General features: G+C 39.6%; 12 protein-coding genes. 4 read left to right on the top strand and 8 right to left on the bottom strand.

Annotation, left to right across the window (positions count from 1 at the left end):
• Positions 1 to 271: 271 nt before the first annotated feature.
• On the top strand, positions 272 to 874 hold the full coding sequence (locus tag ACE1B6_RS27800) for an FHA domain-containing protein (RefSeq protein ID WP_413260544.1): 603 nt from the start codon (positions 272 to 274) through the stop codon (positions 872 to 874).
• Positions 875 to 983: 109 nt separating this feature from the next.
• Here the strand turns inward: ACE1B6_RS27800 and ACE1B6_RS27795 are convergent, their stop codons facing one another.
• The 4 genes from ACE1B6_RS27795 to ACE1B6_RS27780 form a co-directional block, all read right to left on the bottom strand.
• Positions 984 to 3,029: a ribonuclease catalytic domain-containing protein gene (locus ACE1B6_RS27795; RefSeq protein WP_413260618.1), complete on the bottom strand. Its 2,046-nt coding sequence runs from the start codon at positions 3,027 to 3,029 to the stop codon at positions 984 to 986.
• A 167-nt stretch (positions 3,030 to 3,196) separates the two neighbouring features.
• Positions 3,197 to 3,412, bottom strand: coding sequence for a 30S ribosomal protein S18 (rpsR, locus tag ACE1B6_RS27790; protein WP_413260543.1), 216 nt, complete (start codon positions 3,410 to 3,412; stop codon positions 3,197 to 3,199).
• Positions 3,413 to 3,480: 68 nt separating this feature from the next.
• Positions 3,481 to 3,669, bottom strand: a complete 189-nt coding sequence (gene rpmG / locus ACE1B6_RS27785) for a 50S ribosomal protein L33 (protein ID WP_413260542.1) — start codon at positions 3,667 to 3,669, stop codon at positions 3,481 to 3,483.
• Between the two features lie 47 nt (positions 3,670 to 3,716).
• The gene (locus ACE1B6_RS27780) at positions 3,717 to 4,247 is read right to left on the bottom strand and encodes an RDD family protein (RefSeq protein ID WP_413260541.1); all 531 of its coding nucleotides are present in this window, start codon (positions 4,245 to 4,247) and stop codon (positions 3,717 to 3,719) included.
• 137 nt (positions 4,248 to 4,384) lie between these two features.
• Between ACE1B6_RS27780 and ACE1B6_RS27775 the strand changes: the two genes are divergently transcribed.
• Complete coding sequence (locus ACE1B6_RS27775) at positions 4,385 to 5,626, top strand: molybdopterin molybdotransferase MoeA (protein ID WP_413260540.1); 1,242 nt, start codon at positions 4,385 to 4,387, stop codon at positions 5,624 to 5,626.
• 27 nt (positions 5,627 to 5,653) lie between these two features.
• Here the strand turns inward: ACE1B6_RS27775 and ACE1B6_RS27770 are convergent, their stop codons facing one another.
• The 4 genes from ACE1B6_RS27770 to ACE1B6_RS27755 all read right to left on the bottom strand — a co-directional run bounded on the left by ACE1B6_RS27770 (position 5,654) and on the right by ACE1B6_RS27755 (position 11,242).
• Positions 5,654 to 6,826, bottom strand: a complete 1,173-nt coding sequence (locus ACE1B6_RS27770) for a patatin-like phospholipase family protein (protein WP_413260539.1) — start codon at positions 6,824 to 6,826, stop codon at positions 5,654 to 5,656.
• Positions 6,827 to 6,991: 165 nt separating this feature from the next.
• Positions 6,992 to 7,843, bottom strand: a complete 852-nt coding sequence (locus ACE1B6_RS27765) for an Npun_R2479 family HD domain-containing metalloprotein (RefSeq protein ID WP_459563112.1) — start codon at positions 7,841 to 7,843, stop codon at positions 6,992 to 6,994.
• Positions 7,844 to 8,066: 223 nt separating this feature from the next.
• The gene (locus ACE1B6_RS27760; RefSeq protein ID WP_413260538.1) at positions 8,067 to 8,705 is read right to left on the bottom strand and encodes a type I restriction endonuclease; all 639 of its coding nucleotides are present in this window, start codon (positions 8,703 to 8,705) and stop codon (positions 8,067 to 8,069) included.
• A gap of 95 nt (positions 8,706 to 8,800) precedes the next feature.
• Positions 8,801 to 11,242 carry a CHASE domain-containing protein gene (locus tag ACE1B6_RS27755; protein WP_413260537.1) on the bottom strand — a complete coding sequence of 814 codons (2,442 nt, stop codon included), beginning with the start codon at positions 11,240 to 11,242 and terminating at the stop codon, positions 8,801 to 8,803.
• A gap of 226 nt (positions 11,243 to 11,468) precedes the next feature.
• Between ACE1B6_RS27755 and ACE1B6_RS27750 the strand changes: the two genes are divergently transcribed.
• Positions 11,469 to 11,876 carry a hypothetical protein gene (locus tag ACE1B6_RS27750; RefSeq protein WP_413260536.1) on the top strand — a complete coding sequence of 136 codons (408 nt, stop codon included), beginning with the start codon at positions 11,469 to 11,471 and terminating at the stop codon, positions 11,874 to 11,876.
• Between the two features lie 274 nt (positions 11,877 to 12,150).
• Complete coding sequence (locus ACE1B6_RS27745) at positions 12,151 to 14,031, top strand: tetratricopeptide repeat protein (RefSeq protein ID WP_413260535.1); 1,881 nt, start codon at positions 12,151 to 12,153, stop codon at positions 14,029 to 14,031.
• Positions 14,032 to 14,036: the final 5 nt, after the last annotated feature.

The raw sequence follows: 14,036 nt of genomic DNA, 5'->3' as shown, positions 1-14,036 counted from the left end.
TAAGTATTACCAATGTCTTGGCCAATTGCCACTATATTTACCCAGATTGGCGAATTTCCCGTTGAATAATTACCATAAATAACCGCGTAATTATCTAGATTGTTCTTAGCACAATCTTTACAAAAGTCCTGAATAAGGTAATAGTATTTAAAGTTTCTGTAAATTCTGACCTTTTAGTAATTGTGAAAACTTTTAGAATGTAGTACATCTCTAGTTATACTGTTGCACCTAAAGGTTGAAATAGCTTTACCTGTTGTGCAAAGGTGCATTTGTGTATTATTTCTGGCATATTTCGTTGAGAATTGGTATGCTTTCAAACTTAACTTATCCAACCCAAAATACAGATAAAGCTTTCAAGTTTTTGGAAAAGAATACTTCTTTTTTGCGTTCTTTAGTAGCCAATTGTCGGAATGATCTTGAGCAATTAACCACAGTTATTGAGCCAATTTTAAATGCTCCTAAACGTTGTGAAGTTGCGCCTTTTTATATTCAGGCTATCAATACAGAGAATTCAACTTTTTTAGTAACTAACCTTTTCCATGTAGAAACTGTTCAAATTGTCGATCATTCTGAAGAATGGATAATTGGACGTAGTAAATTAAATTGTTCTATCCCTATTGCGGAACTTTCAATTTCTCGTAGTCATGCTATTTTAGGTCATGAAGCTGGAAAGAGTTTTTTTATTAAAGATGTTGGTAGCAGAAATGGTACTAAAGTGAATTATAAACGGTTATCTAGTTTAGAACCTTGTTTGCTTCAAGATGGCGATTTAATAGAATTTGGATTAATTAAAGTAGAGTTTTTTATCACTAGTTTTATAGAAGAAAGTGAAGATGTTTGGTTGGAAAAGGAAGAAATAGCAAAGGTGGGATAATTTTGAATTATGTTTAATATAAAAACAAAACGCAGAAGGTTGCTGGGATAGCTTCTTTCTGCGTTTGCTTAGTAACTTTGTAAAACCAAAGCTTGTCTCATAAATTTTGTTAAGTAGCTGTTGCTTGTGCTGTTTGATCGCTGGTTTCTTCAAATTTAATCACATCTTGGCGGGGATCGACGTAGCTGACGCGAACATCTAAACGATCGCCTAACTGAACCGATCGCCTAAAGCCCATCGGCAACTCTAAACCCAAATCTTCCAACAAAATCAAACCCAAACCATCATCTTCCCTCAACCAGCGCAGTAACAACGCTTGCCAAACTTGTCCGGGGTTACGCCGCAAATACTCCAACGCCCAATAACGATGAGTTTGCCGTTCCACCAAACTTGCTTCTTGCGTCACCATTGACACACTCATCATTACTTCCCTTAACTCATCTGCGGAAAAAGGCAAAGGATCGCCCCGCAAATGCGCTTTAATTTGGAAATGCGCCAACAAATCGCTGTAACGACGAATTGGAGAAGTTACCTGACTGTAGGTATCCAACCCCAAACTAGCGTGACGTGCCGGAGTAATGCTAATCTCACTGCGAGGCATACAACGCCGCATCGCACAAGCACGGGCGGGGCCAGCCGGAAGTACCAGTAACTCTTCTTCTGAAGGCAATTCTGGTTGTGGTTGACTGCGGAAAGGTAAAGCTAGCTGATGTTCTTGACCATAACGGGCGGCTACTTCCCCGGTCAAAATCATCATTTCCGCGACCATCACACGAGATTGAGAATCATCCAAAACGTGAATATGAATCTCGTCATCTTCCACCTTAATCAGTCCTTCGGGCAAATTAATCGTAATTGCGCCTTGGGACTGTCGCCAAGCTTGCCTAATTTGGGCTGATGAAGCGATCGCAGCTAACTCCGGTTCCGCTGGAACTGCCAAATCCAACATCTCATCCACATCTTCGTAAGTGAGACGATAGGTAGGCTTAATAATCGTCGGATGAATACTGTACTCTTGCACTTCCCCAGTTTCATTCAAAATTACCCCAAAACTGAGGGCGTGACAAATTTTCCCCTGTACCAAACTCATTGGCCCAGTTGCCAACTCAGTGGGAAACATGGGAATCATCCCAGTAGGCAAATATAACGTAGTGCTGCGCCGTCTTGCTTCCAGGTCTAACTCATCTCCCGGCATTACCCAGCGACTAGGGTCAGCAATATGTATCCACAAACGTTCCCTACCGTCGGGAAGTTTTTCCCAACTCAAACCATCATCAATTTCCTTGGTACTCTCGTCATCAACGGTATAAACCTTGAGATGGGTGAGATCCAAGCGATCGGCATCTGGGTCTGGGGGTGGAGTATCAATACGCTGCTGCGCCACTTCAAGCACCTTATTTGAAAAGTGAACAGGAATCTGGCTGCGCCGGAGAAACAGGTTTTCATGGTAACTCCACAATCCCAATTTCACCAACAAATCAAAAGCCGCTTGTGGGTTTGTTGGTAATTCTAGAGCAGCCAACGTTTCTTGGGCTAACGAGCGCCCAGTAGCTTCCTCTCCTAGTATGACGTACCTTTCTAACGCATCGATTCGATTACGATATCTAGGTTCGGAAAATGCCTCACGGACGCTACTGTACGATTCTAATTGATTGCCAGCGATTACTTGCTGAACCAAGGTCAAAAATTCTTCTGACTCCCGTTTCCGTTGTTCGCCAACTTCGATTTGGTGTTTGATTTCTCCCACCAAAGTTGCTGAACGTGGTTCGTAGCGATCGCCCTTTTGCTTAAAATAAATCTTGTCTTCCGAAAGCAGGTAATATGCTGCATAACACTGAGCTTGAGTTTGCTCAGAAAACAGCAACATTGCCATCCCTGGAATATTGACGCTTTCTCCGGTTTCTGCCAAAATCTCCCAAGCCACTTCTAAACTCGTTGGGTCGAGATAGGTTTCTACTTCTTGGCGAAACTGAGGAATTTCTTTCGGCTGGTATGTTGTACCGTTAATTTCGTAACTGACTTGCCGGGGATGAATATTGTAAGATTGACCGCGATCGTCAACTACAATCCAGTTAGTTTTGCCATCTGGACGTTCCGCAACGGCTAAACGCCGTTCTCCATGTAATCTAAATTCAACCAGCCTTCCCTTTTCCACAATTGCCAAAATCCCCAGACTGCAAATATTGGGAGTTTTGAGTTTTGAGTTGTAGGGGCAGGTTTAGCCATTATCCATGTTTGATAATCAACAAATTATCTACAAAACCTGCCCTTACAGCATTTTAATCTGCGAAACTCATCACTCATCACTCATTTATTTTCGGTTTACCCTTCTTGGTTAATGAATGGCAATAACGCCAGAATTCTTGCCCGCTTGATGGCAATAGTCAAATCTCTTTGCTGCTTAGCGGTTAAACCAGTAATTCGGCGGGGCAGAATTTTCCCCCGCTCAGTGATAAACTTGCGAAGCAAATCCACATCTTTGTAATCGATGGGTTCGCTAGGCTTAATCGGAGACAGGCGACGACGATAATATGTCATGGTCAATTTTCCTTGGCAATAGATCCTTGGGTCATTGGTCGCTAGTTAAAGGTAACTATGACTAATGACTATTTGATTTCCTTGTGAACGGTATGTTTGTTACAGTGGGGGCAAAACTTCTTCAGTTCTAGCCTCGCCGTCGTATTCCGACGGTTTTTTTCTGTGGTATACCGAGAAACACCGGGCGATCGCTTTTCCGGGTTAGTGCGACATTCGGTGCATTCCAATGTCACAATGATGCGAACACCTTTAGCCATAATTTTACAAACTCTAAGGTCTGGGCAGAATTAAACACAAATATCTATCATTTCATATTTCGGGTAAGTTCAGCAACTAGACGCTTCACTTTTAAATCTAAGGAATAACCTCTGCGGCTACCGACCACCAGAGTTTTCGCAACTCGATCGTGAAAAGCGCGACGGCTATCTTCAGTCCAAGCAAAACCGCAATCTACCACCAAAGGAATCACTAGCAGAATTCCAGCAGGATTGAGGCTAATTGCATTGAGACCGATCGCCGCCAAAGCAGCAGCCAAACCCAAAATACCTTCCCGCTTAGATAATATTAACAACTGTGGTACACTGTTGAACCTGCTATCCACCAAAGTCACATCCAAAGCATAACGACCCAGACTTTGACCATGATTCCGACTGACCAACACCACTCTGTAAGCTAACCAAAAAGCCAAAAACAGGATAAAAAACGGTAAAATCGGCAATATAGCAGCGAAAAGCCCACCAATCATCCAAATCACTAAAAAATCAATCAAAAAAGCCAAAGTCCTCCGCCAAAGCTTTACTCGCGGAAAACGCTCAGAGACAATTTGAGTCAGCATAATATTTAAGGTAGAGAAACAGTATTTTTAGTAACTATATCTAAAATCTTATCTGTGTTCATCTGTGTTCATCTGTGTTCATCTGTGGTAAAAAAAACTAAAACTTGAGCTTTTCCCAGTTAATCTAAAATCTCCAAATGCTACCAGTTCAACAAGCAGAAGAAATTATTTTCAATGCGGTGCATCCCTTCAACTCAGAAAGGGATAGAGAAATTGTCGATCTTTTAACAGCAACCGGGCGAATTCTTGCCCAAGAAATTACCAGTAAGTTAGACTTTCCCCATTGGGATAATTCCGCGATGGATGGTTATGCTGTTCGTTACACAGATGTAGCTGAAACTAATGCAGAAAAACCTGTAAAGTTAGAGATTATTGAAGAAATTTCTGCGGGAAAAACCCCACAAAAATCAATTCAATTCGGACAAGCGGCGCGAATATTTACAGGTGCAATGATGCCCGAAGGTGCGGATACGGTAATCATGCAGGAAGTAACTCAGCGAGAGGGTAATTTTGTCACTATTTTAAATTCCCCAAAACCTCAAGCTTTTGTGCGGAAAAAAGGTACTTTTTCCCAAGCGGGAACAGCTTTACTTTCTCCGGGAATTAGCATTGGTGGAACGGAAATTGCTGTTCTCGCTTCTGCCCAATGTACGCAAATCCCAGTTTATCGCCGTCCTGTAGTGGCAATTCTTTCTACAGGTGATGAATTGGTAACTCCTGAACAACCATTAAAACCCGGTCAATTGGTAGATTCAAATCAATATGCTTTGGCAAGTTTGGTAAGTCAAACTGGTGCAATTCCGCAAATGTTGGGGATTATTCCTGACGATCGAGAACTGCTAAAAAATGCCATTTCTCAAGCTTTAGAATCTGCTGATATAGTGATTTCTTCGGGTGGTGTTTCGGTAGGAGATTATGATTTTGTGGATCAAATTCTTTCTTCATTAGGTGGAGAAATTCAGATTCGTGCTGTTGCAGTTAAACCGGGGAAACCTTTGACTTTTGCTAGGTTTAATGATTCGAGTAAGCCATCATCAATTCTGTATTTTGGGTTGCCGGGAAATCCGGTTTCTTCTTTAGTAACTTTTTGGCGGTTTGTGCAACCAGCAATTAGGAAACTTTCGGGAATTTCTCAGGGTTGGCAACCCAGGTTTGTGTTAGCTAAAAGTCAACATAGTTTTAAATCTGATGGGAAAAGAGAGAGTTATTTTTGGGGACAATTACATTTGGTAAATGGGGAATATGAATTTAGTTTGGCTGGTGGGAGTCAGAATTCGGCAAATTTAATTAATTTGGCACAAACTAATGGGTTAGCTGTTTTACCTGTGGGGGAAACTTTGGTAAATGTGGGAGATTGGGTGCAGGTTTTACAGGTATGATAATGCGACTGAAGTCGTTACTACGAACTATGAATTTGGGGATTCGTTGTTTGTTAGGAAGTTGGCGATCGCATCTTTGACTAAAGGGCCGCGATCGTTTCTAGTATAATAGGTATGACCTTTTTCAATGTATGCTTTTGTTGCTTCTAGTGCATCTTTGATGTATTCATCGCTAGCATCATCAATTGCTTCACTGAGTTTCTTTTGGGTAAATCGATTAATTCGCCGATCTTTGCCGACTAATTCACGAGTATCTTTATAAGTTTCGTTTTCTTTAGCTTGGAATCTTTCATTTAATTCAAATTCCAACCTTAAATAACGTTTTGAGTCATATCCTCCTAAAAGTTGCCGACAAATTGTTGTAGCAATTTCCGCTGTAGGTTCCATAAATACATCAACAACTTTTTGCGCCCAATCTAAAGGTTTCCACTCTTTTGCTTCTTCATAAAGATATGGTTCTCCACTGCGCCCAGTACCTACAGAAAGGACAGTAATTTCTTCTAATTGCAGATCGTTCAGCTTATATTTTTGCTTAATTTCTAAGGGAACATTGGGGTTTTGGCTAATCCTTAAAACTAAACTAATTGCTGCTAAAGATGGGTTATTGGCAGAGACTCCCCCATCAATATGAGGAAAAGACCATTTACCAAATTTTTGTGTATTATGGGATTTTAACTGATAGGGAGGGAAGTAAGTTGGTGCGGAAGATGAGCCAACACAAATTTCCCAAAGGGGTGTATCATCGTACCAGCGATCGCCAAGATCGGGATGACAATTAGTAAAAAAAGTAGTGTTTCGATACAGCAAATCATAAGCAAGAATTAACAGGATTGGCTGTTCAAATTCACTAATTTTTCGGTTACTCAACTCTGCTTTTAAAACTTTAACCAGTCCTTCGTGGCTATATTTATAAGGCCAAAATAAATCAGATATTTCCTGTAAAAAAGGTGGGAGTAGTCGAGGAGGAAAAATTGTTTTTCCTGTAGTTTTATAAAGGTTAATCAATTGTTGACTGGTTTTGCCGCTAGCAATTCCAGCGGTTAAGATCGATCCGGTGGAAGTACCAGCGATCATGTCAAAATATTCGTGTAAAGCTAAGCCTTTACTTTCCTGAATTTGCCTTTCTACTTCTTGGAGAATACGAGCCGAAATAATTCCCCGCATTCCTCCGCCATCTAAACTGAGAATTTTAAAAGTCATGGTGATTTACTCCTAATAATCTCTGTCAGATTTTGTTAGTCGATCGATAACTTATTGAGACTAAACTTGTGGGTATTAAATTTGCTATTTGAGCAATTATTAGAAAAAAATCCCCCCCTGCACCCTTGCTGTCTCAATAACTAATTGAGATAATTGTCAGTTAAATCATGCTGCTTCAGCAGAAAACATTTCATGTTCCACAACAAAGACATTAGCGTAAAGATTTGCCAAAACTTGTTTACCTTCCTGGGTTAATTCTAAATACCTAAGTGCTTGATCGATGTAGGGATAAACTACATTCCAGTAGAACTTAGCGTAGTTATGGCGTAAATCTCCGGGATGACGATAACCGAGATTTTGGTTCATGCCTGTTTCTTCAAATTCGTAGTAAAGTGCGCCAATTTTTTTCAAATATCTAGGATCGCTTAATTGACCAATCAAATCAGCGGCGCGAACTAAACCGGGACAATTTCCTGTATCTTGATGATCTTCATCGTTGGGTACTGGAAAACGAGTTAATTCAATATTATGTTGTATGGTTGGAGCATCGATTAATTTGTGATAGCCAAAGCGTTCTTGAATGAATTGTTTACCTCGATCTACGTGATAAGGAGCTAAACTAGCATCGGAACATCCAGGGTTTAATTTGACCATTTCGCCAGCGATTCCAGTGGCGTATAAATTGTCTAGGGGTTTATCTTGACGACAAACACCTTTTACATAACCAATGTCATGACATAACAAAGAAATGATGCCATGTAGCCAATCTTCGCAGGATATTCCACCTTCGCGGATGTGCTTACCCCGCATGATTTCTTGTCCTACTAAAGTAACTAAAATGGTGTGTTCGACGTTGTGATAAAGAGCATCACTATTGGCAATATTTTCTAATGCCATGTTTCCCGCCCAAGCAATGATATCAGCGTAGTCTGGTTTCCAGCCTCCATAAGTTCGCCGATAACCTTCTCGTAGTTCTTGGACGAAGCGATCGATAATAAATTGAGTAGCATCAAACATGATCGAGTTTTCCCACTCACGAGACACGACAGGTGCTAGGACGAGTTGAGCATGGTTAGCTCGATCGTTCTAGATTATGTGAATATAATGTTTTTATCACTGATGTTGGGTGACAGTAAGCGTTAGTGGTTGTGACTTGAGTCTCAATGGTCTGAAATGGTGATGGTGATTGAGGTTTGAGTTTTAGTAAGGGCTGTTGAGTGCGAAAAAAATAGTTTTTTGGTTAAGATGCGATCGCAATTTGCCCCAAAAGTTTAAGAATCTGTAACACATCATATAATTGATTGCGCCGAGGAAGAAGCGAAAATACATTAGATAATTCGTATTGGGAAAATTCTTGGATTTGCAGTTTAACAAAGATAAAATTTCCGCCATTTGTTACCATGCCAAAAACAGGTTTTTCTGGATTGGGATTTGCTAGCATATAAGCTAACGTTTGTGGTAAAGCAAGTTCTAAAGAAAAACTGGTTTCTTTGGATTCTATAACTACAATCCAAAGCTTTTCTTGCAGAACGAGTGCATCGATACGCCCTCGATAAATTAGATCGTCGCTTTCTACGGTAATTTGAACTGTTGTTTCAGTTTTAAACCGAAAGGGAGGGTCAAAAAATCCAGCTAAATCTAACAAGGGAGAGAGAACAATTAGTTTAATGGTTTCTTCTCCAAGTTGATTATCTGAGAGTTGGTAAAAGTATTTTTGTTGAATGGCATCAAGTGTTTGTTGTTCCTTTTCTGTTAGTTCAGTGTCAATATTTAACCATTCAGTAAAAAATCGATCGTCTGTGCTACGTTGCAGATTGAATTGAGTTTGCAGTTGATTGAAAGTTTTTAGGGTGCGCTCGATCGGGAAAGTTTGGCTCATGATACATTTCTAACTATATTTTTCATTTTTGACTGTCAGGTTATGCGAATTTTTTGTTATTAGGATATTAATTTGGCAGAGGTAACTTTATTTACTTACTTATCATGATAATTTTTCTTTTGTTGATTCATAGGTATTTCCATAAAAAATTCTGTACCTTGTCCCAATTCCGATTCACAATTTAGCATACCTCCATGTTTTTCTACTACGATTTGATAACTAATAGATAAACCTAAACCTGTACCTTTTCCTACTGGTTTAGTGGTAAAAAATGGATCGAAGAGTCGCTTTTTCGCTTCGGAAGTCATACCTGGGCCATTATCAGCTATTTTGATTAAAACTCGCTGAGGATTTTCTGGTGTTTCTTCGCCAATAACAGCGGTAGAGATTTTAATAATACTAGGATTACTTTCAATTTCCTGGGTGGAACGCTGTTCGTTGTAAGTATCTATGGCATCGATCGCATTAGTAATAATATTCATAAATACTTGATTAAGTTGTCCGGCGTAACATTCGATTTTGGGCAAGTTTCCATATTCTTTAATTACTTCAATTTCGGGATGATTCGGTTTAGCTTTCAAGCGATTTTGTAAAATTAATAAAGTGTTATCTATGCCTTCATGAATATCTACGGCTTTCATTTCTGCTTCATCGAAGCGGGAAAAATTGCGAAGAGTCAAGACAATTTGCCTGATCCTTTCTGCGCCAATTTTCATAGAGGATAAGATTTTTGGTAAGTCTTCAATTAGAAAATCTATTTCACTGTTTTCATAATAATCCTGAATTTCTGATACTGGATTTGGATAATATCTCTGATAGAGATGTAGCAGTTCTAGTATTTCTTGAATATAATCATCCGTATGGGCTAAATTACCATAAATAAAGTTAACTGGATTATTAATTTCATGGGCTACTCCGGCGACTAGTTGACCTAAACTAGACATTTTTTCGGTTTGAATTAGTTGGGTTTGAGTTTTTTGTAATTCTTTTAATGTTTGCTTTAATTGTTTAGCTTTTTCCCGTTCTCTGGCTGCTAGTTGATGGATGGCTGCTTCGGCTTCTTTGCGCTGGGTAATATCGTTGTTAATTTCCAGCATGGCGATCGCATTTCCCCTGTCATCTCTTTGCAAAGTCCAACGACTTTCTACAGTAATTTGTGTGCCATCTCGCTTAGTATGAATTAACTCGCCTTCCCAATATCCTTGTGCTAAAAATTCGCGGAAAACTTCTTCACGAGATTGGGGAAAAATGGTTTGTAATAAAACATGAGTGTACTGCCCAATGCACTCAGATCTTTTCCAGCCATAAAGTCTTTCTGCACCTTGATTCCAATAATTAATTCGGTTCTCTAAGTCCCGAATAATAATGCTATCATTAGCTAAGTCCAGCATTTCCATATTTTGTTCTAAACTTTGCAAAGTTTCTCGAAGTTGCTTGGCTTGAACTGTGCGTTCAAAAACAAGTTTTTCCACTTCGGAAGTGTGATGTAATGAACTTAGTAAATAAGCAGTAACAATCGCAGTCAAAAGTAAGCCACTAAACAGTGTTACTCCGGCTCGCCAAAAAGATTGGATGCCAATATATTCTGCTTGGGGAATTAGGAAAATTGTCCATTGGCGATCGGCAACAATCAGGTTACGAGTACAGAAATTGTGGTAACAAAAAGACCCGGTATTAGTTTTGTCAGAAAATTCGTGATTAATATCAGCTATTACTCTTTTTTTGCTGGATTGATAAAAAGATAGAAAACGCTCTTGAGCAGGAGCAGAATTATCCAACAAATAAAAGTCAATATGATCTAACTGTAATCCGACTAAAGCAGCTTTGACAATATCAGAAATTTGAAAAACTGCTGTGGTAACTCCTTGGAAATTCTTCTGGGAAGATTCTAAAGTATTTAAATCAGTATCTCGGCGATAAATAGGCTGAAATGTTAAAAATCCTAGTTGTTTTGTCGTAAAAATTTTGATTCTTTCTGTAGCCGCCATTTTGCCTGTATCTCTGGCTTTTTCTAAAGGAATACGACGCGAATCTTCAGAATTTAAATCGTAGCCTAAAGCTCCGGCTTGGCTTTGTCTAGCTTTTATATAAGTTACGGGAAAATATTCTGGGCGCTCTTGGGCTCTCACCATTTGTCCTTGGGCTCCACGTTCGATAATTTCAAAGTTAGGAAAACCTTCGGCGCGAATTTGTTGCTCGTAACTTTGTCGCTCTGCTGCTGATACCCGACGCGACCAACTAAATGCTAAAATCCCCGGGTATCTAGTCAGAAAATTTTGTACAAAAGTAGCAAATTCTCGTCGATCGACCTTTTCCGATGCAACATAAAAACTTTCAGTAGCACGGAGCATTCCCAAGTTAGTATCAATACTTTGTTGTAGAGCAGTAGCTAATTTATCTGCTTGGTTTTTGAATTCGGCGCGGTGAGCTTCTTTCTCCCATTTGGCGACTGTGATGGCAGCAACAACTGATAGGAGAGTACCTAAAGCTAAAATTAACCATGCTGGAGTATAGCGGCGCTTTTCTAGTGAAGCCATATCGATTAGTCTATTATTTTATAATTACTATTTTGTATTAATATTTACTGATCTGGAATCAGTAAGATTGCTATTTTATTTTAAAGGCAAAGAGTAAAAAGCAAAACTTTAATGAAACTAAGCTAATTAAAACTACTATTAAAATCTGTAAGCGCCTGGGTAATTTGCCCACTGTCGATCGCCAATGTGTCAAGATGGGAAAAGTATTTACTCAGTTCGCTGCTAGATGACTTCAACTGATCCTTTGTTAAATTCAAGACTGCAACGCCTGCGTGAGTTACGACAAACTCTGTTGCGTCTTCACAAGGCATTACTCGATTCTGAACGAATTGAATATGAACAGTTCCACGGACGCATTAAGTCAAACAACGAGTTTTTTCAATTGGTGATTGGCGATGAGTGGTTTAGCTGGTTGCGTCCTATCTCTCAGTTTATTGTTCAGATTGATGAGTTTTTGGCTTCTAAGGAACCTGTGACTTTGAATGAAGCTAATCAACTTTTAGAACAAGCACGAGTTCTGATCCAACCATGCTCAGAAGGTACTAAATTGGAAAAGCAGTATTATCGAGCGATTCAACGCGATCCTGATATTGCTTTCATGAGTGCAGAAGTGACGAAAATGTTAGCAACTTAGTTGGTTAAGGGAACAGGGAACAGGGAGAATTTTTATCTTCTGCCTTTTGCTTTCTAAAATAAAAGAGCCTGGAGGCATGAACTCCAGGCTTTGTTCTGTTAGTGTGTGTGTGAGGAGCAATACGAAACTTATTTTTATATTGGCTGATTGAGTTGTCAAAATTGTGACGGTGGTACGTCAATTTGATGAACTTTTTTGGAAATTGCTGAGTTAGTTCTGCCAGAAATTCCCATTTTCGAGGTATCTTAAAGCAAGACCCCGATTGCACAAACTTATGTCCGACTCTCTTTCTCTGCGCGATCGCTATTTCGCTTTAATTGATGAGATTGTCCAAACTACCTTGAAGGGAAAAATTCGCTCGAAGCAACAAGTTTATCAGATGTTGCTGCGTGGTATTGCGGCGGGAACTGGGGAAATTTTCGAGCAATGTTTGACCGATCGCGTTAACGCTAACCAGTCGGAAATTGACAATCCTACGGATGAATTGAAGCAAGCAAAAGCGACTCGAATTTTGCGGGCACTGCAAACAATTGAAGGTGAATGGGAAAGGTATCAGCAGGAAAATCGGGTGGCTTCGGCGATCGCTACGGCGACAAATTCTATTATTAATACTGAAGCTGATAATCGATTAATTGCTGTGTTGCAGGCGATCGATCCCAATCAAGCCCAACCTTTAAATTTAGACCAAATTCAGCAGTTAGCAAGTTCTCTGCAAAAACCAGCGGAAAACGTTTCTAATCCTGAAACAAATGAACAACTTCAACAACTAGCTTTAGGGTTAAGTGAGGGTTTAAAATCTTGGAGCAAGTTACAAGAACATTTAGTTAGCTGGATTTACGATCGAGGTCGAGGTAAATTAGGTTTTGAAGGTGTTCCTGGGGAAAGTGGCCCTTGGAGTTTATGGGCATCTTTACTAGATAATCCTTTTCCCAAAGCGGTATTTCAAAGTTTAGCATTAAATCAGTCAATTACCGAATTTAGTTGGCAACAAACTGTAGAAGTTGCGGATTTTGTGGAATTAGCGGTAATTTTACAATGTTTACAAAGAGGTTTAGTTAACTGGTTTGAAAAACAGGTTTATGATGCTAAATTTGGGGCAAAGCTTTCGATTTCTACCTTTATAACTTTCGCGTTAATTTGGTCGCAATTGGCTAGTAGTTTTAGTGCAAGAAGTATTTTAAGTAATGGTTGTTTTCAAGTAACTTTGCAAATTCTGCGAACTTTCGCGCAACAGCAATACTTTCCTTTGTATGGCGGAATTTTTGCTTCTTTTAGTGGGGATTATTTGCGATCGGCAATTAGTTATTTAGATGAACCTTTGCGAAGGGTTGAGGGTACGCAGGAAAAGGCGCGAATTCTCACTTTGTTGGGCTATTCTTTAGGAGCAATTGGACAGTACGATCGGGCAATTTCTTTCCACGAACAAGCTTTAGTAATCGCTCGTTCTGCGGAGGATCGAGCTTGTGAAATTGCGAATTTTAATCACCTTAGCCGGATTTATGTAGCGCAAAAGAATTACCCGGAAGCTATTAGTTACAGTCAAAGGGCGTTGATTTTAAGTCGGCAAAGTGGCGATCGCTTGGGAGAAGCCAACGCTTTAGCAAATCTCGGTTACAGCGAAGTTTTTCAAGCTCAAGAATTGGATCGTTTAAACACTGAAGTTTATGAAGGAGCAATTAATTATTTACAGCAAGGTTTAGAGTTATTAGAAAGGTTAAGTGATAGCTATTTGGCTGGATATACCATCCAACAAAGTAAGGCTTTTTGTTATACTAGTTTGGGAATTGCTTATATTGTTTTATCTCAACCTCAAGCGGCTATTTCTTATTTGGAAACTGGCTATCAAGCATCGGGGATTTCGGGAGATTTGTATTTACAAGGATTGAACTTGGCTTATTTGGCTGAAGCTAATTATAGTTTACAAGAAACCGAAAAAGCGATTTACTTTGGTACAATAGGAATGTATCTTTTAGAGCGCATTTCTTCACCGCAATGGCGACAAGCAGCGGGGTTAGTTACAATTATTAAAGGGCAAATTGGTGCTGATGCTTTCCAAGGTGTGCTGGAAAAAAATCGATCGCAATTTCTCCGCCAAATCGGAGTAGATGGATATGATTACATACCGCAATTATTGACAGAATATCAAGATTCGTAGTCAAG

This window comes from Floridaenema fluviatile BLCC-F154 (genome assembly GCF_041929135.1).
GTDB classification, from domain to species: domain Bacteria; phylum Cyanobacteriota; class Cyanobacteriia; order Cyanobacteriales; family Aerosakkonemataceae; genus Floridanema; species Floridanema fluviatile.
Note: the sequence above shows the minus strand (reverse complement) of the source record. Positions and strands in the feature narration are given on the sequence as shown.

Bases quoted from the DNA above. Each gene is read 5' to 3' on its own strand.
- rpsR (WP_413260543.1), bottom strand. From the start codon at position 3,412: ATGACATATTATCGTCGTCGCCTGTCTCCGATTAAGCCTAGCGAACCC.
- rpmG (WP_413260542.1), bottom strand. From the start codon at position 3,669: ATGGCTAAAGGTGTTCGCATCATTGTGACATTGGAATGCACCGAATGT.
- ACE1B6_RS27780 (WP_413260541.1), bottom strand. From the start codon at position 4,247: ATGCTGACTCAAATTGTCTCTGAGCGTTTTCCGCGAGTAAAGCTTTGG.
- ACE1B6_RS27775 (WP_413260540.1), top strand. From the start codon at position 4,385: ATGCTACCAGTTCAACAAGCAGAAGAAATTATTTTCAATGCGGTGCAT.
- ACE1B6_RS27770 (WP_413260539.1), bottom strand. From the start codon at position 6,826: ATGACTTTTAAAATTCTCAGTTTAGATGGCGGAGGAATGCGGGGAATT.
- ACE1B6_RS27765 (WP_459563112.1), bottom strand. From the start codon at position 7,843: ATGTTTGATGCTACTCAATTTATTATCGATCGCTTCGTCCAAGAACTA.
- ACE1B6_RS27760 (WP_413260538.1), bottom strand. From the start codon at position 8,705: ATGAGCCAAACTTTCCCGATCGAGCGCACCCTAAAAACTTTCAATCAA.
- ACE1B6_RS27755 (WP_413260537.1), bottom strand. From the start codon at position 11,242: ATGGCTTCACTAGAAAAGCGCCGCTATACTCCAGCATGGTTAATTTTA.
- ACE1B6_RS27750 (WP_413260536.1), top strand. From the start codon at position 11,469: ATGACTTCAACTGATCCTTTGTTAAATTCAAGACTGCAACGCCTGCGT.
- ACE1B6_RS27745 (WP_413260535.1), top strand. From the start codon at position 12,151: ATGTCCGACTCTCTTTCTCTGCGCGATCGCTATTTCGCTTTAATTGAT.